This window comes from Sphingobium limneticum, assembly GCF_008710165.1.
Lineage (GTDB): Bacteria > Pseudomonadota > Alphaproteobacteria > Sphingomonadales > Sphingomonadaceae > Sphingobium > Sphingobium limneticum.
In genome coordinates this window covers 479,922-503,740 of record NZ_VYQA01000002.1, presented here as the reverse complement: position 1 = coordinate 503,740, position 23,819 = coordinate 479,922, and the positions used below count along the sequence as shown (strand labels likewise).

At 64.9% G+C, this 23,819-nt stretch carries 26 protein-coding genes; 15 read left to right on the top strand and 11 right to left on the bottom strand.

Annotated features, from left to right (window positions below; genetic code table 11):
- Window position 1: 1 nt before the first annotated feature.
- A complete protein-coding gene (locus tag F4U95_RS04590; protein WP_150424735.1) occupies window positions 2-1,288 on the bottom strand; it encodes an ATP-binding protein in 1,287 nt (428 codons plus the stop codon).
- A gap of 99 nt (window positions 1,289-1,387) precedes the next feature.
- On the opposite strand from F4U95_RS04590, the gene F4U95_RS04585 reads away from it, so the two are divergent.
- The 8 genes from F4U95_RS04585 (at window position 1,388) to F4U95_RS04550 (ending at window position 8,572) form a co-directional block, all read left to right on the top strand.
- On the top strand, window positions 1,388-1,840 hold the full coding sequence (locus F4U95_RS04585) for a hypothetical protein (RefSeq protein ID WP_150424734.1): 453 nt from the start codon (window positions 1,388-1,390) through the stop codon (window positions 1,838-1,840).
- 101 nt (window positions 1,841-1,941) lie between these two features.
- Window positions 1,942-3,102 (top strand): glycosyltransferase, encoded by a 1,161-nt coding sequence (locus F4U95_RS04580; protein ID WP_150424733.1) that lies wholly within the window; start codon window positions 1,942-1,944, stop codon window positions 3,100-3,102.
- A gap of 82 nt (window positions 3,103-3,184) precedes the next feature.
- On the top strand, window positions 3,185-3,472 hold the full coding sequence (locus F4U95_RS04575) for an HPr-rel-A system PqqD family peptide chaperone (protein ID WP_150424732.1): 288 nt from the start codon (window positions 3,185-3,187) through the stop codon (window positions 3,470-3,472).
- A complete protein-coding gene (locus F4U95_RS04570) occupies window positions 3,469-4,332 on the top strand; it encodes an HprK-related kinase A (RefSeq protein ID WP_150424731.1) in 864 nt (287 codons plus the stop codon). The genes F4U95_RS04575 and F4U95_RS04570 overlap by 4 nt, the downstream gene beginning before the upstream one ends.
- Complete coding sequence (locus F4U95_RS04565; protein WP_150424730.1) at window positions 4,329-5,318, top strand: nucleotidyltransferase domain-containing protein; 990 nt, start codon at window positions 4,329-4,331, stop codon at window positions 5,316-5,318. The genes F4U95_RS04570 and F4U95_RS04565 overlap by 4 nt, the downstream gene beginning before the upstream one ends.
- 117 nt (window positions 5,319-5,435) lie before the next feature.
- Window positions 5,436-6,542, top strand: a complete 1,107-nt coding sequence (locus F4U95_RS04560; protein ID WP_150424729.1) for an endonuclease/exonuclease/phosphatase family protein — start codon at window positions 5,436-5,438, stop codon at window positions 6,540-6,542.
- Window positions 6,542-7,678 carry a TonB-dependent receptor domain-containing protein gene (locus F4U95_RS04555; protein WP_150424728.1) on the top strand — a complete coding sequence of 379 codons (1,137 nt, stop codon included), beginning with the start codon at window positions 6,542-6,544 and terminating at the stop codon, window positions 7,676-7,678. The genes F4U95_RS04560 and F4U95_RS04555 overlap by 1 nt, the downstream gene beginning before the upstream one ends.
- A gap of 96 nt (window positions 7,679-7,774) precedes the next feature.
- A complete protein-coding gene (locus F4U95_RS04550; protein ID WP_170267470.1) occupies window positions 7,775-8,572 on the top strand; it encodes a YncE family protein in 798 nt (265 codons plus the stop codon).
- Here F4U95_RS04550 and F4U95_RS04545 read toward each other — a convergent pair.
- On the bottom strand, window positions 8,569-9,162 hold the full coding sequence (locus F4U95_RS04545) for a TetR/AcrR family transcriptional regulator (protein WP_150424727.1): 594 nt from the start codon (window positions 9,160-9,162) through the stop codon (window positions 8,569-8,571). The two genes, F4U95_RS04550 and F4U95_RS04545, sit on opposite strands and share 4 nt — an antisense overlap.
- 72 nt (window positions 9,163-9,234) lie before the next feature.
- Here F4U95_RS04545 and bdcA point away from each other — a divergent pair, with 72 nt between their 5' ends.
- A complete protein-coding gene (bdcA, locus tag F4U95_RS04540; RefSeq protein ID WP_150424726.1) occupies window positions 9,235-9,948 on the top strand; it encodes an SDR family oxidoreductase in 714 nt (237 codons plus the stop codon).
- A 24-nt stretch (window positions 9,949-9,972) separates the two neighbouring features.
- On the opposite strand, the gene F4U95_RS04535 is transcribed toward bdcA, so the two are convergent.
- From F4U95_RS04535 to F4U95_RS04505, 7 genes are all read right to left on the bottom strand, one after another.
- On the bottom strand, window positions 9,973-10,359 hold the full coding sequence (locus F4U95_RS04535; protein WP_150424725.1) for a hypothetical protein: 387 nt from the start codon (window positions 10,357-10,359) through the stop codon (window positions 9,973-9,975).
- 169 nt (window positions 10,360-10,528) lie between these two features.
- Window positions 10,529-11,902: an amidohydrolase gene (locus F4U95_RS04530; RefSeq protein ID WP_150424724.1), complete on the bottom strand. Its 1,374-nt coding sequence runs from the start codon at window positions 11,900-11,902 to the stop codon at window positions 10,529-10,531.
- Between the two features lie 81 nt (window positions 11,903-11,983).
- Window positions 11,984-12,280: a type II toxin-antitoxin system RelE/ParE family toxin gene (locus tag F4U95_RS04525; RefSeq protein ID WP_150424723.1), complete on the bottom strand. Its 297-nt coding sequence runs from the start codon at window positions 12,278-12,280 to the stop codon at window positions 11,984-11,986.
- On the bottom strand, window positions 12,280-12,534 hold the full coding sequence (locus F4U95_RS04520; protein ID WP_150424722.1) for a type II toxin-antitoxin system ParD family antitoxin: 255 nt from the start codon (window positions 12,532-12,534) through the stop codon (window positions 12,280-12,282). The genes F4U95_RS04525 and F4U95_RS04520 overlap by 1 nt, the downstream gene beginning before the upstream one ends.
- Window positions 12,535-12,580: 46 nt before the next feature.
- Entirely contained in the window at window positions 12,581-14,089 is a 1,509-nt protein-coding gene (locus F4U95_RS04515) for a S10 family peptidase (RefSeq protein ID WP_150424721.1), read from the bottom strand.
- A gap of 666 nt (window positions 14,090-14,755) precedes the next feature.
- On the bottom strand, window positions 14,756-15,547 hold the full coding sequence (locus F4U95_RS04510; RefSeq protein WP_120249394.1) for a 3-hydroxybutyrate dehydrogenase: 792 nt from the start codon (window positions 15,545-15,547) through the stop codon (window positions 14,756-14,758).
- A complete protein-coding gene (locus F4U95_RS04505) occupies window positions 15,544-16,737 on the bottom strand; it encodes a patatin-like phospholipase family protein (protein WP_150424720.1) in 1,194 nt (397 codons plus the stop codon). The genes F4U95_RS04510 and F4U95_RS04505 overlap by 4 nt, the downstream gene beginning before the upstream one ends.
- Window positions 16,738-16,882: 145 nt before the next feature.
- On the opposite strand from F4U95_RS04505, the gene ypfJ reads away from it, so the two are divergent.
- On the top strand, window positions 16,883-17,767 hold the full coding sequence (ypfJ, locus tag F4U95_RS04500) for a KPN_02809 family neutral zinc metallopeptidase (protein ID WP_150424719.1): 885 nt from the start codon (window positions 16,883-16,885) through the stop codon (window positions 17,765-17,767).
- An 11-nt stretch (window positions 17,768-17,778) separates the two neighbouring features.
- On the opposite strand, the gene F4U95_RS04495 is transcribed toward ypfJ, so the two are convergent.
- Window positions 17,779-18,108 (bottom strand): hypothetical protein, encoded by a 330-nt coding sequence (locus tag F4U95_RS04495; RefSeq protein ID WP_120249396.1) that lies wholly within the window; start codon window positions 18,106-18,108, stop codon window positions 17,779-17,781.
- A 90-nt stretch (window positions 18,109-18,198) separates the two neighbouring features.
- Window positions 18,199-18,390, bottom strand: a complete 192-nt coding sequence (locus tag F4U95_RS04490) for a hypothetical protein (RefSeq protein WP_120249397.1) — start codon at window positions 18,388-18,390, stop codon at window positions 18,199-18,201.
- Between the two features lie 100 nt (window positions 18,391-18,490).
- Between F4U95_RS04490 and F4U95_RS04485 the strand changes: the two genes are divergently transcribed.
- The 5 genes from F4U95_RS04485 to F4U95_RS04465 all read left to right on the top strand — a co-directional run bounded on the left by F4U95_RS04485 (window position 18,491) and on the right by F4U95_RS04465 (window position 23,687).
- Window positions 18,491-21,175 (top strand): bifunctional [glutamine synthetase] adenylyltransferase/[glutamine synthetase]-adenylyl-L-tyrosine phosphorylase, encoded by a 2,685-nt coding sequence (locus F4U95_RS04485; protein ID WP_150424718.1) that lies wholly within the window; start codon window positions 18,491-18,493, stop codon window positions 21,173-21,175.
- A 2-nt stretch (window positions 21,176-21,177) separates the two neighbouring features.
- Window positions 21,178-21,639: a thioredoxin-dependent thiol peroxidase gene (gene bcp, locus F4U95_RS04480; RefSeq protein ID WP_150424717.1), complete on the top strand. Its 462-nt coding sequence runs from the start codon at window positions 21,178-21,180 to the stop codon at window positions 21,637-21,639.
- A 47-nt stretch (window positions 21,640-21,686) separates the two neighbouring features.
- Window positions 21,687-22,445 (top strand): ferritin-like domain-containing protein, encoded by a 759-nt coding sequence (locus F4U95_RS04475; protein ID WP_425505032.1) that lies wholly within the window; start codon window positions 21,687-21,689, stop codon window positions 22,443-22,445.
- A 108-nt stretch (window positions 22,446-22,553) separates the two neighbouring features.
- Entirely contained in the window at window positions 22,554-23,279 is a 726-nt protein-coding gene (locus tag F4U95_RS04470) for a M23 family metallopeptidase (protein ID WP_172598745.1), read from the top strand.
- A gap of 81 nt (window positions 23,280-23,360) precedes the next feature.
- Entirely contained in the window at window positions 23,361-23,687 is a 327-nt protein-coding gene (locus F4U95_RS04465) for a HesB/IscA family protein (protein WP_120249400.1), read from the top strand.
- Window positions 23,688-23,819: the final 132 nt, after the last annotated feature.

The window sequence follows — 23,819 nt, the reverse complement described above, 5'->3', positions numbered from 1 at the left end:
TTTATGACATGTTCCCTGAAAGGGCGGATGGGCGCCTTTTTTCGTCATTTTTATTCGGTGCTTCTTCGACCGGCGGGGGCAGCAGCACGGTGATGGCCGTGCCTTTGCCCAGTGTGCTGGCAATGTCGAACCGGCCACGATGCCGCTCGACGATATGTTTGACGATGGCCAGGCCCAGGCCCGTGCCGCCCATCGCCCTGCTGCGGCCCGAATCGACGCGATAGAAGCGCTCGGTCAGGCGGGGCAGATGGTCCGGCCCGATGCCTTCGCCCTCGTCAGCGACGGTCAGGCGGGTCATGCCGCTTGGCCCTTCGTTCAGCGTCACGCGAATCGGCGTGCCGGGACGGCCATATTTGATGGAGTTGCCGATCAGATTATGGAGCAGCTGGGATAGTTGCGCCCGGTCGCCCTGCACGGTCGGCAGTTGCGGCGCGATGTCCATTTCGACCTCGCGCCCGCGATCACCATGGCTGGATCGGAAGACGCCGACCACCTCGGCCGCCAGTTCGGACATGTCGACCAGCGCGTCGGGCGCCCGATATTTCTCCGCCTCGATACGGCTGAGCGAAATGAGATCGTCGATCAGCCGCTGCATCCGCCGCGCCTCGCCATCCATGATCTTCAGGAAGCGCTGGCGCGTCTCGACATCCTTGCCCATTTCCGGGTCGGCCAATGTCTCGATAAAGCCCAATATGCCCGCCAGCGGCGTGCGCAGTTCGTGACTGGCATTGGCGACGAAATCGACGCGCATCCGCTCGGCCGCATGGGTGCCGCTATGATCGACCAGATGGACCAGCCGCCGCATGTCGGCGACCTGGCCGATCGGCGCGACGCGCATCTGCCAGCGCTGGTCGCGGCTGCCCAGCCCCACCAGTTCGACCATCACCGGCTCGGCCATCGGCGCGCTGCTGGCCAGCCGTTCGGCAGCGGCGGGATGACGGATGGCGATGCGCGCATCCTCCCCCTCGATATGGTTACCCAGCAAGCGCTGCGCCGCGCGATTCGTCCGGACGATCCGGCCGCGCTCCACCAGCATCAGCGGATCGGAAATCCCCTCCAGCAGGCTGGCGAAGTCGCGATGGCCGATCAGGTCGGGCGCATCCAGCGCGGCACGGTCCGGGGCGGCGCGTGCGACAATCCCCTCGGCGCAGATGAGCAGGACGATCAAGCCCGCCAATATGGGCAGCGCTATGGTAACGGGCGAAGCGCCCAGCAACAGGGCGCCTCCGGTGCCAAGCAACAGCATGGCGAGGGAGGCCGTAATCTGGGATATTGTCAGTCGATTCATGGTTACCGCGCTGGATTTGTCGCGCAATTGCTGCGATGGCTATAGCATTAGTCTGCAATCTTTACGCTTTGACAAGCGGGACGAACGGATCTTGACGCAATGAGCGACCCGAAGCCCGAACAGGATGAAACGCAAGCGCCTGATGCAGCGGTTGCGTCCGATGCGCAATCCTTGCCGGAATCGCTGGCCGTGCCGACCCGCCGTCAATTGCTGATGGGCGGCGCGGTGGCCGCCTCCGCCATCGTGTCGATTCGCCCGGCGCTCGCCAACACCGCAGCTTCGGTGCTGAACTGCACCATCCCGGTGCCCGATCAGGGTCGCGCCGGCAATTTCGTCGCGCCCAATGGCCAGCTGGTCCCGGCCGGCACCCCCGGCGCTTATCCGGGAACCGGCCGCAGCTTTACCGGCGAGCAGGTGAAGCAGGCGCTGCGCGGCGGCCGACTGCCCGGCACCGGCTATGAGCAGAATCAGGCCTATCTGAACTATATCCGCCGGCTTCAGCGGGGGACGAGCGGCTTTACCTGCTACGCCTCGCTGCAGATGCCGCGCTGATCCGTTGCCGGATCGCCTCGAGCTGAGCTGAACGAATACGGTTTGCCCGCGTTGACGACGTCGAACCTTCAACGGTTCGATTTTTCGTCTAGGGCATATCGATGTTTCAGTCCCGCCGCCCTTCGGCGCGCAATTTTTCGGTGGCGGTCTATCTGTACCAGCCGGGCGATGGCGGGCTGGACCGCGTCGCTATCCTGCTTGCCAATCATCTGCTGCGCCGGGGTGTGCCAGTCGAATTGTGGATGACCCGCACGGACGGTGCCTGCGCGCATCTGATCGATCCGGCGCTGACCATCCGGCACGTGCCGACCGTGGGCGGGACGCGCCGCCTGTCGATGATCGCGCAATTTCCGGCGCTGGCCACCATGGTGCGGCGCCATCGCCCGGACATTCTCTATTCCGCCGGCAACCAGAGCAATATGCTGGTGGCGCTGGCGACGTTGGGCACCGCGACCCAGGCGGTCAGCCGCATTTCCAACCCGATCGTCCGTCCCGGCCAGCATGGACCAAGTGCCTGGATGCGGCTGAAGCGCTTTCGCGCCATTGCCTGGCTTAGCGACCTGACCATCGTGATGGGCGAGCATGACCGCGCCCTGCTGGCCCAGAGCGGCGATGCGCGGTTGTTGCCGCGCCCCACCGTGACCCGAGCCATGGAGCAGGCCTGTTCCGGGCGCGCGCCGCGCCGGCCCGGCGATCCATGGCGGCTGCTGATGGTGGGGCGGCTGGCCGGGCAGAAGGATCAGGCGATGGCGCTGACGGCGCTGGGGCAATTGCGCCACCATGACTGGCGCCTTACCATTGCAGGTCAGGGGCCTTTGCGCGCCGATCTGGAGCGCCAATGCGTCGCACTGGGCATCGCCGATCGGGTCGATTTCGCCGGTTTCGTGTGCGACCCCGATCGTCTTGCGGCGCTGATGGGGCAAACGGACCTGCTGCTCCAGCCGTCCCGTTGGGAGGGGTTGTGCGCCACGCTGATCGAGGCGATGGCCTGCGGCGCCGATGTCGTGGCGACCGACAGCACGCCCAATATCCGCCCGTTGCTGGCGGCGGGTGGCCAGCATCCGGTGACACCGGTGGGCGATGCGGGTGCCTTTGCCCGCGCCATAGAACGTAGCATGACGCGTCCTGCTCCGGCTGCGATGCGGGCCGTGGCGATCCGCGATCATAGTGTCGACCGGGCGCTTGATCGCTATCTGCGCGCCTTCGAAGGACTGGCCGGCAGCCGCGTTCGCCAACCGATCCCGTCGCCAGCGCTTTCCTGATGCATTAGGGGCCTTATGCGTTAGGCTCTTGGCTACGTCTTTCGCGCTACAGCGAGTTGGACAGTGGTTTGGGGTGCCGGATTTGAACGCGACGACAGCCTATCGCCGGGATGCAGCGGATGCGGTGGCGACCTGCATCCTGAACGATCTCACGCTTTTTTATCATCATCGTTCCGGCCAGACTCATATGGTCATCAGCCCCGTGCCCGAAATCATGGAGCGCATGGACGATGGAGCGCCGGTGACGGCGCAGGCGATGCATGACCGGCTGGCGCGCGATTTCGACCTGGGACCGCAGGAGGAGGCGATAGCGGAAATCGCGGCGCATCTGGATGCGCTGGTCGTGCTGGGGCTGGTGCGCCCGGCATGAGGCATCATATCACCCTGCGCATCGGCCCGGCGACCTTCCGCATCGGGTCCGCCTGGCGAGGGCCGATCGCCGATCTGGCACGGCTCTACGCCGCCTATCCCGATGTGCAGGGCGCGATTGCCGACTTCACCGTCCGTCTTCAACCGACCAGCCTGTTGCGTCGCTTCGTGCGCCCGTCCATTTTCATCACCGGCGACCATGGCCTGGCCGATGCCGCGCCGATGAGCCTGGCCCATGGGTTGCTGGCCGCCGAGATGGGGATGAACCTGCAGATGGCGCTGGGCTGGCGCCGGCACCTTTTGCTTCATGCTTCCAGCGTAGAGAAAGACGGCCGCGTACTGGTGATGACCGGCGAGTCCGGGTCGGGCAAGTCGACCCTGTCGGCGCTGCTGGGCGAGCGCGGCTGGCGTTTCATGGGCGACGAGTTCGCGCTGCTCGATTGCGACACTGGCGCGATCCTGCCCTTTCCACGCCTCGTCAGCCTGAAGAACCGCGCGATCGACGTCGTGACCGGCGCGGTGGGGGAGGCGCGGATGGGGCCGCTGCTGACCGCCACGGCCAAGGGAGATATCCGCCATATGGTACCGCGTGCCGACGCCGTCGCAAGGATGGATGAAGGGGGTATGCCGGCCCTGCTGCTCTTCCCGCGCTTTGGGCACGCCGCCGATGTGCGGACTTTGGGGCAGGGTGAGATTTTCATGCGCCTGACGCAAGCCTCTACCAATTATGTCGCGATGGGCGAACCGGCCTTCACCGGCCTCACCCGTTTCGTGCGACAGGTGCCGGCACGGGCGATCGACTTCGCGTCGGGCGAGGAAGCCTTCGCCATGGTCGATCGACTGTGGGAGGAACTGGCATGAGCGCGGCCCTGCTGGTGCAGGTGCTGCGCGATCCGGCGCAGGCCGGGCGGCTGGACGCGGAGGGGTGGAACCGCCTGCTCGCCGCCGCGCGGGCCGAGCGGCTGATCGGGACGCTCGCCTATCGGCTGGACGATGTCGCCGTGCCCGACGCGGCGCGGCTGGTCCTGACGGATGCGAAGCGCGACACCGCGCGGGAAGGGCAGCAGGCGCTGTGGGAAGCGGACCGCGCGGCCGATGCGATGCGCGGACTGGATGTGAAGCCCATATTGCTCAAGGGCACGGCCTATGTCGCGGCCGATCTGCGCGCGGGGCAGGGGCGCTTCATCGGCGATCTCGACATCCTCGTGCCGCGCGACGCCATGCCGGCGGTGGAGCGGGCGCTGATCGCGGCCGGGTGGGAATGGGTCAAGGAAGACCCCTATGACGACGCCTATTATCGGCAGTGGATGCACGAACTGCCGCCGATGATCCATGTCGAGCGTGACCGGATGATCGACGTGCATCACACCGTCCTGCCGCTGACTGCGCGCCAGACGCCCGATGCCATCGCGATGATCGCGGATGCCATACCCATAGCCAATGGATTATATATCTTGTCGGCCGAGGACCGGATCGTCCATTCGGTCGCCCATATGCTGGCCGACGGCGATATGCAGGGGGGCTTGCGCAACCTGTGGGATATCCACTGCCTGCTGCCCGATGCCGATCCCGCCGCACTGGAGGCGCGGGCCGCACGCCATGGTCTGGCCCGCCATGTGGGGCAGGCGCGACGGCTGGCGGGCGCGCTGTATGGCGATGGCGCGCGACTGACGCTGTGGGACCGGCTGGTCCGGGCGCGGCTGCTGGCGCGCAACGGCTGGGGACAGGAGAGCCGGAAGTTGCTGGTCTTCGCTTTCTATATCCGTTCGCATTGGTTGCGGATACCGCCGGCCATGCTGATGCGCCACCTGTGGACCAAATGGCGCAAGGGGCACCGCCCGCAATAATGACAGCCGTGCGTCGGCGCGATGACGGGATCTGACTTGCAACTTTAACCGCGCTGCCATCGCGCGGACATGGGCATGACCCATGGGCGGGCTAGGCCCCGTTCAGGGGTATTCATCATGTTCAAACCAGCGCGCGCTTTATTGTTTGCGAGCCTGACGGCCTTGCTGGCCGCCAGCTCGCCCAGTGCCAGTTTGCCCAGTGCCAGTGCGCCCGGCGATCTGCGCAGGGCGTCGCTACCCGCTGCATCGGCCGACCTGCCGCTTTCCATCATGACCTATAATGTCATGGGCCTGCCATGGCCGGTCGCTTTCGGCCGGGACGAGGCATTGGGGCAGATCGCCGATCGGCTGGCGGGCCTGCGTGCCGAGGGGCATCAGCCCCATATCGTCCTGATCCAGGAAGGTTTCGTTGCCGATGCGGCGCAGTTCGCGCAGCGCGCCGGCTATGCCCATGTGGCGGCCGGGCCGGACAGTATGATGCGCAGCGCGTTCCCGGCCACTGCCAACGATCAAGCCTATCTGCGCGCAGCACGCTGGGACCGGGGCGAAACGCTGAACAAGCAGTTGAACAGCGGCCTCATCATCCTGTCCGATTACCCGATCGTCGCGGTCGATCGGATCGCCTATCCCGCTTTCGCCTGCGCCGGGTTCGACTGCCTGGCCAACAAGGGCGCGATGATCGCCCATCTGCGCGTACCGGGGATCGACCGACCGGTCGCGGTGGTGAACACGCACCTTAACGCGCGCAAGGCAGCGGGCGTGTCGATCGCCCGTTCGCTCAGGGCCTTCGATCGGCAGGCGGGGCTGCTCGCCGGCTTTGTCGCGCGCCATGTGCCGCGCGACCGAACCCTTTTGCTGGGCGGTGACCTCAATATCGGCGGGGACGCGCACCGCATCCGCGCCTTCTTCGCACACTGGAACCGCGCCGGCCTGAACTTCGTCGCAACCTCGCTCGGCGGCAGCCGTCAGGCGCAGGCGCAGGCGCTGCTGGCCGATCCGGCGGACCGGCGAGATCTGGACGAAACGGTGCTGCGGTCCAAGGACTGGACCTTCGCCCGCGCCGAAGATGGCGCGCCGATGACGGTGGCGGCCGCACAGATAGCGTTCGGCGGCCCGGCCAACCAGCGCCTGTCCGATCATGTCGGCTATGCGATCGGCTATGCGATCGGCTATGCGACGCCCCAGGCCCGGCCAGTGCGTTTTGCCGATGCGGGAGGGCGCTGATGCGCCGTCTTCTGCCCGCCCTGCTCACGACGGCCTTGTTGCCGGGGTCGGCCATGGCGGAATCCTTCTGGCCGGATCATGCCGGTTTCGCGCTGCGTCCGCGCATCAATTTCTCGGTCCGTCCCGCGCCGCAATTGCCTTTTGCTCAGCGGCCCGCGCGTATCTATGCGATCGAGTGGACGCCGCTGCCCGCCCAGCCGGCCGACCTGCATCTGACATTGCAACGCCGTCGTCAGCGCGTTGCCGCGCTGATTGCCGGGCGCACCGATTATCAACCACGCAGCAGTGTCCGGATGATCGACGTGCAGATGGATATGCCGCAAGTCGACGACAGATTGTCCGCGACCATCGGGTGGCAGGCGGCCAAGTTCAGCAACAAGGCGGCCAATGCGACATCGTCCTATAGCCGAGACGATCTGCGCGTGCGCGACGATTTCGTACCGTCCGCGCATCTGGCCTTCGCTGCTACGCCGCGTCTGGCGTTGACTGCCGATTATCGCGAAACGGTGCGCGCTTATGCCGATATCGGCACGATCGGTGCTTTGGGGCTGGACCAGCCTTCCTATCGTGCGTTGCGTAACGCGCTGCGGCCGGAGCGAGACAGCCGCACCCGCATCGGCCTGCGCTGGGCAGCCACGCCGGCAGTGCGGTTGGATGTTGCCGCCTATGGGGGGCAAGTGCGGGACAGGCTTGCCTTTGTCGAACGGGGTTATCTGCCGGCAAATCTGGGGTCTGCGCAATTGACCGGCATGGCGCTGGAGGCGCGGCATAGCGTTACGCCGACACTGCATTGGGGATTGCGCTATGACCGGGCGCGGATCGACCCGGATCAGGGCGGGAGACTGACCGAAGAGCGGCTGGCGGTACAGGGTGAATGGCGTCATGGCCCGTGGCGCTGCGCCATGCAGGCCGCGCGCACCAGCGGTTCGGCCTGGGGGCAGGGCGCGGAACGGCTACGAGTAGAAGGCGGTATCGACTATATGCCCGTCGATCCGCGCGCGCCGCGCATCGGCCTGCATTTGAGCGATCCCGATCGGCTGATGACTGGCCGGCTGGCGGACCAGCCCTTGTCCGGCCCGGCCCGTGCCGTCGACCAGGCGCGGGCCTTGATGCTCAGCGCTGCCTTGCGCTGGTAATCGGCCGATATCCGGGCCGTCCTTTTTCTGTAGCATTGCCTGCCTATCGGCATGGGCTTGCGACACGGGGATAACGCAATGCGGTATGGAATGAAGATGATGGCGCTGATGATTGGCGGGATCGCCGGCATGGCGCAGGCGCAGGATGCCGACGCGCCGTCGCCCGCTCCATCGCCCGTCTCGTTGCGCCTGCCTGCGCCCGAAGCGCATCAGGGCGTCGCGTCGGACGGTGTCCATGTCTACGCGATCGACAATGACCGGATCGGCAAATATGTCATCGCCACCGGGCAGCGCATCGCCCAATGGCAGGGTGAACGGCGCCTGTTCCCGCACATGAACAGCTGCACCGTGGCGGGCCGCGAACTTGTCTGCGCCGCGTCCAACTATCCCGCCGTGCCGCAAACCAGCGCGATCGAGATTTTCGATACCAAGACGCTGCGCCATGTGCGCACCGTCAGCCTGGGCTTTGGTCCCGGTTCGCTCACCGTACTGGATCGTCATGCCGGCAAATGGTGGGCCGTCTACGCCAATTATGCCGGCAAGGGTGGTGAGCCGAACCGGGATTATCGCTACACTTTGCTGGTTCGGATGGACGATGCGTTCCGGCAGGAGGCGGCCTGGACCTTCCCGCAACAGGTGCTGGCCCGTTTCGCGCCGTTCAGCTGTTCGGGCGCCAGCTGGAGCCAGGATGGTCGCCTCTATGTGACCGGCCATGACCGGCCCGAAATGTACGAGCTGGCCTTGCCGGACGCCGGGTCCGTGCTGGAATGGAAACGCACCATTGGCATCGCTTCGCCGGGGCAGGCGATCGATTGGGATCCGAAAGTGGCGGGCCGTATCTGGTCGGTCGATCGCAAGCAGACGACGCTGGTTGCCAGCGATATCGCGAACTAGTCGGCACGCAGCATCGCGGCGATTGCCAGTGCCGCGATATCGGCGACGGCGATCAGGCGCTCGGTCGAATGGCCAGCGCGGGCATCGGCGGACATGCCGGACATGACAGCCGCCACATAATCCGCCAGCGCATCCGCGCGGTCGGGATGGGTGCGCGCGATGACGGCGCGCAGTTGCTGCACGCTGGCCGCCTTGCAAGTGCGTGCGCGGCAGGCCGCGTCGGCGTCCGTGCTGCGTTCCCCCTCCAGCACCAGGCATCCCGTCGCTGCCGGATCGGCCGAATAGATGCGGGCCGCCCTGTGCAACAGATCGGCCAACGCCTCGGCGGGAGCGGTGGCGGGCACTGCAAGCGGTTCGGTCAGCGGCGACGTGCGCGAATAGCGGTCCAGCACCTCAGCATAAAGGGCCGCCTTGCTGCCAAATGCAGCATAGAGACTGGGCGGGTTGATGCCCATCATGTCGGCTAGCGCGGCCACGCCGACTCCTTCATACCCATGTGCGTGGAACAGTGTCTGCGCCTGATCGAGTGCGGTTTCCCGATCGAAAGCACGGGGGCGTCCACGGCCTCTGGTTTTTATTTTATCACTCACTACAAAAATCCTTGAAGCGACCTTTTGCTAATTTATATAGCGATCACTAATCATTTCTCAAGGAACTGGATCATGACAGACTTCACCGGAAAGAAAGCGCTCGTCATCGGCGGCAGCCGCGGCATCGGTGCCGCGATCGTTCGCCGCTTTGCCAAGGATGGTGCGAACGTCACCTTCACCTATGCTGGATCGCATGACGCGGCGCAGGCACTCGCCACCGAAACCGGATCGGCCGCCGTGCGGTCGGACGCGTCGGACAGGGATGCCACCGTGCAGACGGTCGCCGAGCAGGGGCCGCTTGACATATTGGTCGTCAACGCCGGTATCGGCATTCTCGGCAACGCGCTGGAACTGGATGCCGACGCGATCGATCGGATGATCGACATCAATGTTCGTGCGCCCTATCATGCGGCGGTCGAAGCGGCGCGGCAGATGCCCGAAGGCGGCCGGATCATCGTGATCGGATCGGTCAATGGCGACCGCATGCCCTTTGCCGGCGGCGCGGCCTATGCGTTGACCAAATCCGCCCTGCAGGGGCTGGCCCGTGGTCTGGCGCGTGATTTCGGCCCGCGCGGCATTACCGTCAACATCGTGCAGCCCGGGCCGACCGATACCGATCTGAACCCGTCGGATGGGCCCATGGCCGGGATGATGCATGATTTCATGGCCATTCGCCGTCATGCCACCAGCGAAGAAATTGCCGGCCTGACCGCCTATCTGGCCGGACCGGAAGCCAGCATCATCACCGGGGCGATGCACACGATCGACGGCGGCTTCGGGGCGTAAACGGCGTCCGCCGGACGGTGATGGTCAGGCGGCGATGCCCGGCGGCTGAAGGTCGTCGGACATCAGCCACATTTCCGCCGGCAATTGCGAGGAGAACACGCCGACGATCGCCTTGCCCAGGCGCGCGCGGACATACATTTTGTCCGCGACGTCTGCGACCAATATGGCGACGCGGTCCGTCGGCTGATAGGTGCGCTCCATATGCTCCAATATGCGCGCTTCCGTCTCGCGTGCTTGGCGCTGGGCCTCCGTCACATCGGACAGGATACGAATGGGCAGGTCATTGCGCCGTCTGTCCGCGATGATGAGGCCCAGATGCGTATAATGGCGATCGACATCGGCGATCGACCATAGGCCCGTCGCGTGGACAAAAATGATTCCGTCAGGATCGTCCAGTTCGCATGCGATCATAAGACACCTTGTGGCAACACAGCGAACATAACCCAAATCAAGTTAACACGGCAAACGCCTTTACCGAATCATGACAGAAAAATTGGCGCTCCACTCATGACAAATGCTGTTCTGGATTTCCAAAATCGCGGGGGCGCGCGCACTAAGGTCACGTCGCCCCGCATGTTTTTCAGTCCTTCTTCAATATGTCGAGCGCCAATACGGTCATCGCCTCGCTCGCGGTCGCGATCACCTTGTCCGCCTCGGGCGCCCAGAAGGGGCTGTGAAGCGAGGGCAGGCTGGCCTGACCTGCGGCTGCCGCCGCCATCTTGTCCGCCGGCACGCCGCCGACCCAGAAGATGAAGCTGTTGATACTCTTGTCAGCGCGGTAATAGCGGCTGAAATCCTCGCCACCCATCACCGCCGCCGTCTTGATGACGCGACCGTCGGGGAAATGGCCCTTCAGCACGCCGGCCATCTGCTCGGCAAATTCGGGCGGGTTGTAGGTTGAGGGGGTGAATTCATCCTGCACGCTGACCACCGGCATCCGGTCGTCGGGCACACCGGCCGCGATCGCTTCGCCCCGGCTGATCCGCTTGATCCCTTCGATCAGCTTGGCGCGGGTTTCGTCCGAATAGCTGCGGACGGTCAGCAGCAGCTTCGCTTCGTCCGGGATGATGTTGTGCTTGGCGCCGGCCTGGAAACTGCCGACGGTGACGACGGCGGGATCCTGCGGATCCTGTTCCCGGCTGATGAGCGTCTGGAGCGAGGTGACGATGCGCGAGCCGAGCACGATCGGGTCGCGCGTGGTCTGCGGATAGGCACCATGGCCGCCCAGACCCTTCACCAATATGTCGACGCTGTCGACATTGGCCAGCGCATAGCCGGGCGTATAGCCGATCTGACCGGCCGCGATATTGGCCGCGTCGTGGAAGGCGATGGCATGGGTCGGCTTGGGGAAGCGGGTATAGAGCCCGTCCTCCAGCATGTCGCGCGCGCCCTTGCCCACTTCCTCGGCAGGCTGGAGGATCATGACCAGCGTGCCCTTCCACTTATCCTTCGCGCCGGCCAGCAGCTTGGCGGTTTCGATGAAGGCCGTCATGTGCGTGTCGTGGCCGCAGGCGTGCATCACGCCCGTTTCCACGCCCGCCGCCGTCTTGGTCCGCACCTTGGACGCAAATTCCAGGCCGGTCTGCTCGACCACGGGCAGCCCGTCCATGTCGGCCCGGATCAGCAGCACCGGGCCGGACCCGTTCTTCATCACCGCGACGACGCCCGTGCCGCCGACCTTTTCGGTCACGTCATACTTCAGCGCCTTCAGCCGCTTGGCGAGCTTGGCGGCGGTATTCACTTCCTGAAGCGACAATTCGGGATTGGCGTGCAGGTCGCGATACAGCGTCATCAGCCCGTCCATATCCTTCGCCACGGCCGCGCCGATCTCGCTCTGTGCGGGCGGGGCGGTGGTGGGGGCGGGCGTCGCTGGCACCGAAGCGGCGGGCGTCTGGGCGATGGCGATGGACGAGAAGCTGACGGCGGCCAGAACGGCCGTAAGCGCATGGCGCATGTTGATAATCTCCCTTGTTGCCCCGAAGCATAAGGGGATTTTATGAACGGGGAAGGGGAATTGTTGCGGCTTTGGCATTGCTCAATCGACGTCGAGGCGGTCCAGATAGTCGCTGGCGCCATGCAGGATATGCAGCACGACGATGCGACGCGCTTCGACCCGGTAGAAGATCAGATATCGGCCGTGCACTCGCCGTCTTATGTCCAGATGGGCGTAGCGTTCGACGACGGGGAAGGCCCTTGGATAGTCGGCAAGGCCCAGGCATTTGGCACGCAGTTCGATGATGAAGCCAAGCGCGCGGTCCGGATTGTCGATCGCGATATGATCGGCGATCGCCTCCAGGTCGCGCTCGGCTTCGGCGGTCAGCGCGACTTTCATTAAGGCCCGTTTGGAAGTGCGCGATATTTGGCTTCCAACCGATCAAAGACAGGCCCGGCGTCCTTCGTGCGGCCGGCGTCGCTGTCCGCCACGCCGCGCATGATCGATGCATCCAGCGCCGCCAGCCGCGTTTCGCGCTCCTGGATCAGGCGCACACCTTCGCGCAGGACTTCGCTTTTGCTGTTGTAACGGCCGGTTTCGACCAGGTCCGTTACGAAGGCTTCCAATTGCCTGCCCAGATCGGCGCTGATCATATCTCTATTCTCCCAGCGCCGATCATAGGGCGGTTATCAACTATTATCAACGCGCCGTGATGAACGCCCGGATATCTGCGCTCAGTTTGCGAAGGTCGTCGGGGCGGACGTACATCATGTGGCCGGCGTCATAATAATGATATTGGATGCGCGAGGAGTCGAAGCCGGTACGGCTCATCGCATATTCCGCGCCGAAGAAGGGCGTGGCGAAATCATACCAGCCCTGGCCCACGAAGACTTTCAGGCCGCTATTTTCGCGCAATGCCTTGCCCAGATAGGGGGCGACGCTGCCATAGACTTCGCTGGCCCGGCCGCTTTTGCCGTCCAGCTTCCAGTCCCATCCGCTGACCCCGCCGATCGTCACATAGGAGCGGTCGGTCCTGTAGCCCAGATCGTCGCGGGCATAGCTGTTCATCGCGGCGGTATAGGCGCCGTCGATGGCGTAGAAACTGGGATCATTATCCGGCTCCTCGCCCGCCGCGTCATAATCCTTGCCGGTATAGCGGGTATCGAGGCGGCCGATGCTCATGCCCCGGTCGCGCAGCAATTCCTTGTAGAAGCGGCCGGGCGAAATGCGCAGTTCGGCATGATCCACGAACGCTTCGGACAGGCCGGTCAGCCGTGCCAGTTCCGCCCGCACGCTCGCGCGTTCCTCGGCAGAGAGCTGGTTGCCCTTGAGCAGCGCTGCGGCATAGGGGCCGATGGCGAAGGCGCGGGCCTGCTGCGCGGCTTCCGTCACGGTCGCGGGCGGATTGCCCATGCGCTTGTGATACCAGGCGGTCGTCGCCATCGACGGCAGGTTGATGATATAGGGCATTTCATTGCCCTGCACCTCGGCCGTGGCGCCGAAGTCGAGGATGGTCGAGATCAGGATGATGCCGTTGACCGCGACATCATTATAGCTGCCCTCCAGTTCGTTGATCAGCGCCACCGACCGGGTCGTGCCATAGCTTTCGCCGCCGATATATTTGGGCGACGACCAGCGGCCATTATCGTTCAGCCACAGGCGGATAAATTCGGCGATCGATTTGGCATCGGCGGACACGCCCCAATAATCCTTGGGATCCTTCTTGCCGATCGCATGGGAAAAGCCGGTGCCGACCGGATCGATGAAGACGAGGTCGGTGACGTCCAGCAGCGATTCGGCATTGTCCACCACTGGATAGGGCGGCGCGCCGTCATCCTGCGCATCGGGCAGCACCACCCGCTTGGGACCGAAGGCGCCCATGTGCAGCCAGAGCGATCCCGAGCCGGGGCCGCCATTATAGAGGAAGGTGATGGGGCGCTTCTTGTCACCGCCATCCTTGACATAGGAAGTGGCATAGATGGCCGCGAGCGGCTTGCCGTCCTTGTCCTTGAGATAGGTTTCGCCGGTCGTCGCGGTGTAGCCGATCGCCTTGCCGCCGAACACGCCCTTATGCTTTGTGACCGACACATTGGGTGCGGGGACGGGGTTTTCGGTGGCGTCGTCCTTCTTCTTGCCGTCGTCCTGGGCCATGGCGGCGGTTGCGGACAGGGTCAGCGCCAGTGCGGCGAGGCTGGTGGTGAAGCGCATGGATAGTCCCCTTGTTTTACGCTCGTCTGGCTAGCGGACAGGCAGCGCCGTGAAAAGAGGGTGTGCATCGCCGGGCGATAGCGACGCGACGAGCGAAGTTCACACCGTTGCAGGGGTTTTTCGGCCCGAAGCGTTCCCAAGGCGCTCGCGAAGCGCCTGCGATGCGCCATAGGTGCGTCATCCGGGCCACGCCTGCGCCACGACCGCGCGCCTTCGACGCGACAGTCGCGCGCCTTCGACGCGACAGTCGCGCGCCTTCGACGCGACAGTCGCGCGCCATCGTGGCGACCGGAACGCGGCCGGCATGCGAGGGCTTCGGGGAGGAGGCGGTATCATCCCCAAGGATCGATCAGGGATAATCCTATTAGGAAAGATGCTTTGGGTCGCAGGGCTGGGATGGGTGGATATGCGACGTTCAGCTTATCTTTAACCCTCTCCCGTTTTCACGGGAGAGGGTTGGGTGAGGGCCTTGCTTCTTTCTGGCAGGACATGCTTGTCCAGAAAGCAGAAAGACCCTCACCGACGCCGACTAGGCAGCGAGCTGCCAAGTCTCCGTAGCCTCTCCCGTGAAAACGGGAGAGGGCAAGTGAAGCGTCCATTTCCGGTCGAAGCGCGCCATTTCCCTTTCCTGAAGAAGGGAATGGCGGGCGATGTTGGCAACGCTCCTTATTGCGCCGTCCAGCCCCCGTCGATCGACAGGTTGGCGCCCGTCACCTGCGCCGCCGCGTCGCTGCACAGATAGAGGGCGGTCGCGGCGACCTGTTCGGCGGTCACGAACTGCTTGGTCGGCTGGCCGGCGAGCAGCACGTCGTTCATCACCTGCTCGCGCGTCAGGCCGCGTGCCTTCATCGTGTCGGGAATCTGGTTTTCGACCAGCGGGGTCCAGACATAGCCGGGCGAGATGCAGTTGGCGGTGATGCCGAAGGTCGCGACTTCCAGCGCGACCGTCTTGGTAAAGCCATTAAGGCCATGTTTGGCCGTCACATAGGCGCTCTTGAAGGGCGAAGCGACCAGCGAATGGGCCGAGGCGGTCTGGATGATCCGGCCCCACTTCTGTTCCTTCATGTGCGGAATGGCGAGGCGGGTGGTGTGGAAGGCGGCATTCAGATTCAGCGCGATGATCAGATCCCATTTGTCGAGCGGGAATTCCTCCACCGGCGCGACATGCTGCATGCCTGCATTGTTGATGAGGATGTCGACGCCGCCGAAATTGTCGGCCGCTTCCTTCATCATCGCCTCGATCTGGTCCACCTTGGTCAGGTCATGGCCCGAATAGAGCGCCTTCGCGCCACTCAGCGCTTCCAGCCCGACCCGTTCCTTTTCGATCGCGTCAGCGTCGCCGAACCCGTTGATGACGATGTTCGCGCCTTCGCCGGCCAGCGCCTTGGCATAAGCGAGGCCAATGCCGGAGGTGGAGCCGGTGATCAGGGCGGTCTTGCCGGCCAGAGATTTGCTCATGCCTTTTTCTCCTTGAGATGATCGGGTTCGTCGAGGTCGAAGGTCGCGCTCTTCCCGTCCAGGATGTTGCGGGCGATGAGGTCGCCCTTGTGCATCACTTCCTCCACCGCCTCTCGGCCCTGGCTCCAATGGTCCAGCATGGTGGCGCGGGAAAATTCGAAATCCTTGGCGCCGCTTTCCCAGGCGCGCGATCGGTAGATCAGGTGGACGATGTTGACCGATCCCTGATCCAGGCACTGGCGCAATTCCTGCGCCTCCGCACTGTCCTGCAAGTCAGGCGGCAGCTTGTCGAGCAGCGCCTGGATCGCGCCATGTTCGCGGCGCAGGCGCAGATATTGGTCCGTCACCTGACGCGTGCGGCTGCTATATTGCACGTCTTTCATGCGCGAATAGACATCGGTCATCTGGCGGGGCATCGGCCCTTCGGCGGGGAAGAGATCGACCTGGAACACCAGCATATCTTCGGTCTGGTGATTGAGGACGTGGGACAGCGGCGTGTTGGAGACGAGGCCGCCATCCCAATACCAGCGGCCATCGATTTCCACCGGGGGCAGGCCGGGGGGCAGCGCGCCCGACGCCATGATGTGCCGCGCGTCGATCCGCGTATTGCCGCCGGGGCCGCGCGTATCCCAATAGGCGAAATTGCCCGTTTCCACATCGACCGCGCCGACCGAGAGGCGCACCGGCCCGTCGTTCAGCAGATCCCAATCGACGCAGGCGTCCAGCGTGTCCTTGAGCGGGGCGGTATCATAGAAGCTGATCGCGCCGGGCGTACCCTCCGGCATCAGTGTCGCGGGCCAGAGGCGCGGGCGGAACATGCCGGGCACGCCGAATGTGGCGACGGTGGCGGCCGCGCCCAGATGGGCGGCTTCGCGGATATGGTCGATTTCGGGCAGGATCATGTTGGGCATGCCGCCCGACAATGTGTACCAGAATTTCTTCAGCCGGCTGAGGCGGCGGTGCGGCAGGTTGCCGGCGATGATCGCCGCATTGACCGCGCCGATGGAAATGCCCGCGACCCAGCTGACATCCACGCCCAGTTCGTCCAGCCGTTCATAGACGCCCGACTGGAAGGAGCCGAGCGCGCCGCCGCCCTGCAACAGCAATGCGACTTCGCGAGGGAGGGGGAGGGGCGTGCGCGCGCGACGAGGCGGCTTCGCATCCTGGCGGGTGGATTCAATATCAGCCATGTCGCAGTGCAATATAGGCTTTGCCGGGCCACTTCCAACTTAATGTCTCGTAACAAATCATCCTTGTGCGCAACCTTCGCTTGCGCGGACGGTTCCCCGCCGGACATGAATCGGATAGGCCATGTCGTAAGAAAGGGAGGGCGCGATGCGGCTCGACGACGAACAGGAAAGCAGCCATTATGAAGTGCAGGACGGGCGCGGTGGCGGCGGACTAGGCGGCGGGGGGCTTGGCGGAGGCCTTGGCATGCTATTGCCGCTGATCGGCAGTCGCTTCGGTTGCGGCGGGATCGCCGTCGTCCTGATCATCATGGTGGTGATGGGGGTCAATCCGCTGAGCCTGATCGGCGGCGGTGGCGGCGGGCAGCAGGTGCAGACCCAAAAGCCCGCCAGCGGCCAGCTGACCGACGTGCAGCGCGTGTCCTTGAAGGTCCTGGGATCGACCGAGCGGCGCTGGGCGGATATTTTCAAGGCGCAGGGGCAGCAATATCCGGCGCCCACTTTGGTCTTCTACAGCCAGAATGGCCAGTCGGGTTGCGGCGCGGCGCAATCGGCGATGGGGCCTTTCTATTGCCCGGCCGACCAGCGCATCTATCTCGACACGGATTTCTTCAAGGAAATGGAGACGCGCTTCAACGCGCCGGGCGATTTCCCGATCGGCTATATCATCGCGCATGAGGTCGGCCACCATATCCAGACCATCACCGGCGAGGCCGACAAGATCCGCAAGGCGCAGCGCAACGCCAGCGAAGCCGAGGGCAACGCCCTGCAGGTGAAGATGGAGTTGCAGGCGGATTGCTATGCCGGCGTCTGGGCCGCGCGCGACACCAATTTGATGGAGCCGGGCGACCTGGAGGAAGGGATGCGTGCGGCCGAGGCGATCGGCGACGATACGTTGCAGCGGGAAGCGGGGCGGCGTCCCGTGCCCGACAGCTTCACCCATGGCAGCAGCGCGCAGCGGATGCAGTGGTTGCGCAAGGGGCTGGATACCGGTGATCCGGCCCAGTGCGATACGTTCAAAGGCGCGATCTGACCGCTTTTTTTTCAGGGTTCCGCGTTGGGCGAGCCGGGGGGCGCGCCGAACGCAGTGCTGGGGCCGGCAGCCGGTGCGTCCGGCAGGCCGGCGCCCGGCGAAAGCGCGGGTTGCCCGGCATCCGACATGGGCTGATCGAAGGATGAAGGCGGCGCGACGTCAGCTGGAGCGATGGAGGGCGCGGGCGGCGGCGCGACCGGCACCGGGACGGGCGGTGGCGGCGTTTCGGGCTGAGCGGCGGACGCGGCCTGTTCCGGGGGCTTGGGCGCCACGCTTTGGACCGCCATCACGATCAGCGGCGCGGCCAGCAGCGTGGCGAGGGCGAAATTGCGATACATCATGGGCGCATGCGACTTTATTTCTGACTGAAGATGAAATTTTCTAGCCGAAATGGGTAAATAAAGCCCTGCCAACACCCGATCCGGGGCCGGTCAGTGTCGATCCAGCTTCGCCAGCAATGCCATCATGTCGGATGGCGTCCCGTCATCGCCGGGGAGGAAGGTGGCGCGGAGCGCATTGCCGACGCCCTCGTAAGGCTTTGGCAAAGCTACAGTAACGACGCGGCCACCGCCGCCGTCGCGTCCTGTGGCCGATCGGCCGGTGGCTTTGCGCTGAAAATCCATATGTAGAGAACCACCATCTTGCTCAAAAGTTTCTGGCGTTCGTCGCACGGCCAAGCGATAGCGCCGACGAATAAGAGAGAGCCGACAAGAGAGAGACGATGTGACCGACTGGCTGGACACCGAAAAGCGGATCAGGGGCCATTCGCCTTTTCTGTCGCGCGCGCTGGACCGTTATCCGGCCGTGACCGAGCGATTGGCCGCCGGCGACTTCGATGGCGCCTTTGCCGCGGCGCAGGCCGCAGGGGTGCCGGAAGATGGTGTCGCCCGATCGCTGCGGCGGCGGCGCGCGGCGATCGCGCTGGCGGTGGCGGCGGCCGATCTGGCGGGCGCATGGGATATGGACCGCGTCACGCGCACTTTGTCGGACTTTGCCGATCAGGCGTTGGAGGAAGCGCTCGCCGCCGCGATGCAGGAACGCTATCCCGATGCCGAGCATCGGGGCTTCGTCGTGCTGGCGCTGGGCAAGCATGGCAGCCGGGAACTGAATTACTCGTCGGATATCGACCCGATCCTGCTCTACGATCCCACCACCATGCCGCATAACGAGCGGGAGGATGTGGCCGACGCCGCCGTGCGCATCGGCCGGCGGGTCAGCGAATTGCTGAATGCCCGCGATGGCGACGGCTATGTCTTCCGCGTCGACCTGCGCCTGCGCCCTTCGCCCGAAGCCACGCCGATCGCGCTGCCGGTGGAGGCGGCGATCGGCTATTATGAATCGACGGCGCTCGGCTGGGAACAGGCGGCGTTCATCCGCGCGCGTCCGGCGGCGGGCGACTTGGGCCTGGGCGACTATTTCCTGCGCCAGATCCGTCCCTTCGTGTGGCGGCGGAGCCTGGATTTCGGCGCGATCGACGCGATCGTCGACATATCGCGCCGCATCCGCGACCATTATGCGCAGGGGCAGGCGTTCGGGCCGGGCTATGACCTGAAGCGCGGACGCGGCGGCATTCGCGAGGTCGAATTTTTCGCGCAGGTGCATCAGCTGATCCACGGCGGGCGCGATCCGTCGCTGCGGTCTGGCAATACGCGCGAGGCGCTGCGCGCGCTGGCCGCCGCCAATGTGATCGAGGCCGATGTCGCGGCGCGGCTGGACGAAGCCTATATCCTGTTCCGTACCATCGAGCATCGGTTGCAGATGGTGGAGGATCGCCAGACCCACGAGCTGCCCAAATCGCCCGACAGCCTGGACAATGTCGCGCGCCTGCATGGCCTGGCCGACAGCGCAGCGCTGCTCGACCTGTTGCGGCCCCATGTCGAATGGGTCGGGCGCAATTATGACCGGCTGAGCCCGGAAAAGCCGGACGCGTCCCTGTCGCATGACGAGGATCGGTTGAAGGAACAGCTGGTCGATCTGGGCTTTGCCGATCCCGAAACGCCGCTGGCCCGCATCGCCCGCTGGCGCGGCGGCACCGTCCGCGCGCTGCGCAGTGCGCCCTCGCGCGAGGCGCTGGAGGCGTTGCTGCCCGGCCTGATGCGCACGCTGGCCAAGGCGCCCGATCCGTCGCGCGCGCTCAATCGGCTGGACGACATGATCGGTCGGCTGCCCAGCGCCATCAACTTCTTCAAGCTGTTGGCCGCGCGCCCCGCGCTGGTCGAATTGCTGGCGGAGATATTGAGCCATGCCCCGACGCTGGCCGATGCGCTCGGCCGCCGGGCGGAGCTGATCGACGGGCTGATCGACGCGTCCGCTTTCGATCCCGCGCCGTCGGTCGCAATATTGGCGGCGCAACTGGGGCGGCTGGAACCGGGCGAGGATTATCAGACGCTGCTCGATCGGGTGCGCCAGCGCGTGGGCGATCGCCGCTTTGCGCTGGGCGCGCAGATCATCCGGGGCGGTGATCCGCTGGAGGCCGGTCGAGGCTATGGGCGTGTGGCGGAGGCCGCGATCGAGGCGCTGGCCACCGCCACCGTCGCCGAGTTCGAGAGCGCACATGGCAAGGTGCCGGGCGGCGAATTGCTGATCCTGGCGCTGGGACGCATGGGCGGCGGCGTACTGACCCATGCGTCGGATCTCGACCTCGTCTATCTCTTCACCGGTACCTTCTCGACAGAATCCGACGGCGCCAAGCCATTGGGCGCGACCCAATATTTCAACCGTCTGGCGCAGCGTATCACCAACGCTCTGTCGGTCCATACCGCGTCCGGCCCGCTTTATGAGGTCGACACCCGGCTGCGCCCGTCCGGCGCGCAGGGCTTGCTGGCGGTCAGCCTGGACAGCTTCGCGCGCTATCAGCGGGAGGAAGCCTGGACCTGGGAGCATCTGGCGCTCACCCGCGCGCGGCCGGTGTTCGGTTCGCCACAGGCGCGCGCCGCGCTCGACGCGATATTGTCCGAAACGCTCCAGCGGCCGCGCGATTTCGACGATCTGGCGCGGCAGGCGGTGAAGATGCGCGGCGATATCGCCAGGCATAAGCCGCCGGTCGGCGATCTGGACGTGAAGCTGGTGCCGGGTGGCCTCGTCGATCTGGAATTCCTGATCCATGTCAACCAGTTCCATTATCGCATCGCCTTCGACCCCGATCTGGGCAAGGCGCTGGGCGCGCTGGTGGCGGCCGGCCATCTGCCCGCCGACCTGATCGCCGCGCATGACCTCATTACCCGCTATCTGGTCGTGTCCCGCCTCGTCTCGCCCAAATCGACCGAGCCGGCGGAGGCGACCCGGCCGCTGGTCGCGCGGGCGTGCGGCGCGGAAGATTGGGACGGCTTGCTTGCCAGCTATGCCAAGGCGCGGATATGCGTCAGCGAAGCCTGGGCTGCGCTGGCCGCGCCCTATCAGGAGGAATGAACATGCTCGAACAGGGTGACGCGATCCCCGACGTGACGCTCAAGGACGCCGAAGGCGTCGATTTCACGCTGCACGGCTATCAGGGCAAGCCGCTGGTCGTCTATTTCTATCCCAAGGCGGATACGCCCGGCTGCACCAACGAAGCCAAGGATTTCACTGCGCTGGCTGACGAATATGCCGCCGCCGGCGTGCCGGTGATCGGCATTTCCAAGGACAAGCCGGCCAAGCTGAAAAAGTTCGCCGAGAAATACGGCCTGACCGTCATCCTGGCCTCCGACGAGCCGGGCACGGTCTGCGAAGCCTTTGGCACATGGGTCGAAAAGTCGCTCTATGGCCGCAAATATATGGGGATCGAGCGGGCGACCTTCCTGGTCGGCGCGGACGGCAAGATCCTGCGCGTCTGGCCCAAGGTGAAGGTGAAGGGCCATGCGGAGGAAGTGCTGGGGGCCGTGACCGCGCTTTGAGCCTGCCGCCTTCCGTGACGAGCGTGGGCGCGGCCTGCGCGCATGTAATGCTGACCGCCGATCCGCAGGCCAAGCTGATGGCCGCGCGGGCGGTGGCGCGCGCGTGGCGACTGGGGCGGCTGGCGCATCGTTTCGATGCGACCATGCCCGACCGGCCGGCACGACCGGACACGCCGATTCTGCTGTCGCCGGCACATATGCCAAGGCGGGGCAAGATCGGATCGGAGCGGGCGCGCATCGCCATGCTCCATGCGTTGGCCCATATCGAATTCGTCGCGATCGACCTGGCGTTCGACCTGATCGGTCGTTTCGGCGACCAGTTCCCGCCCGACTTCACCAGCGAATGGATGAAGGTCGGCGCGGACGAGGCGATGCATTTCGCGCTGCTCGACCGGCGGTTGCGGCAGTTGGGCAGCCATTATGGCGCGCTGCCCGCGCATGACGGATTGTGGCAGGCGGCGGAGGAGACGGCGGGCGATGCGCTCGCGCGGCTGGCCATCGTGCCCATGGTGCTGGAGGCCCGCGCGCTCGACATCACGCCGGCCACGGTGGACCGGTTCGAGGGGGCCGGGGACATGGCATCGGGCAAGATGCTGCGGCGCATTGTGGACGATGAGATTCGCCATGTTGCGGCGGGGACGAACTGGTTCGTCTGGGCGACGAAACGCATGGGTATCGAATCCCCCAAATATTACCAAATGCTTGTGAAAAGGCATTTTCGTGGCAGCGTTAAGCCACCGTTCAACGACTCGGCGCGTCGACAGGCCGGTTTGACGGAAGAATTCTACGCCGCGCTTGCAACATGATCAGCAATTTGCAGTCTGCGCTCAGCGGGGGCGATCCAGGTCGCCAAAAAATTTAACACGGGAAGCGCCGAGGGGCATCAAGCCTCCGGTGACATAGTCGGGGTCTGCATGTCGGTTCTTCATTCGGTTAATGTTCGCCAGTCGCTTTGGTTCCAGGCGAACAAGGTTAAGACGGTTTTAGCAAGTATCGGGATCGTCGGCGCGCTGTGCGCAACCGCCCCGGCCCATGCCACCGAAACCGACGATCCCTATGGCGATGCGTCCGAAATCAACACCAGCGCACTTGGGCCTTCCGACGTCGGCTTCTCCAACCTCTTCTCCAGCCTTCAGCGGCTGGACGGCAATGCCAAGACCGCAGCCTATATCCCGTCGGGCCGCCCGGTCGAAAAGCTCTCGCTGACCTCCAACTTCGGCGTCCGTTCCGATCCGTTCAACCGCTCCGCCCGCATGCACAAGGGTATCGACATTCCCGGTCCCATCGGCACCCCGATCCACGCCACCGCAGACGGCATCATCAGCCGCGCCGGCTGGGCCAGCGGCTATGGCAACCTCGTCCAGATCTCGCACGGCAGCGGCATGGAAACGCGCTACGGCCATATGTCCAAGCTGCTGGTCGCCGAAAACAGCTATGTGAAGCGCGGCCAGGTGATCGGCCTGATGGGCTCGACCGGCCGTTCCACCGGCAGCCACCTTCATTATGAAGTCCGCGTCGATGGCGCCGCCATCAACCCGCTGCCCTTCGTCGCCGGCCCCGACTATCTGGTCGCGATGAACACCAAGCCGCCGCTCGCCATGGGCGGCCCGACCAAGGCGGAAGAAAAAGCCGCCGACTGATCGCGGTTTATAACGATATTCGCAAAAGGCCCGGCACCCGATGGGGTTGCCGGGCCTTTTGCTTGATCCTATCTAGGCACCATGTCCGACATTGATCTCACCCCGTCCGCTGCTGCCCGCGTCGCCGCCATCGCCGCCAAGCAGGGCAAGCCCGCCATCCTCCGCCTGTCGGTGGAAGGGGGCGGCTGTTCGGGCTTCCAATATCGCTTCGGCCTGGCAGACGTGGTCGAGGCGGAAGATCTGACGGTGGAGCGCGACGGCGTGACGCTCGTGGTGGACGATGTCAGCATCGACCTGGTTCGCGGCTCCGCGGTCGATTTCGTGTCCGACCTGGGCGGGCAGGCGTTCAAGGTAACGAACCCCAACGCGACGGCCGGCTGCGGCTGCGGGACCAGCTTCTCGGTCTGACCAGAGGCCGTGTTCCTGCGGAAGCAGGAGCTCAGAATGCAGGGTACCCCGGTCGACTCTAGGCTCCTGCTTTCGCAGGAGCACATTCCCCTTTATGCGGGTGGCCGGAATCAACGAACCTAAAGGGATTGG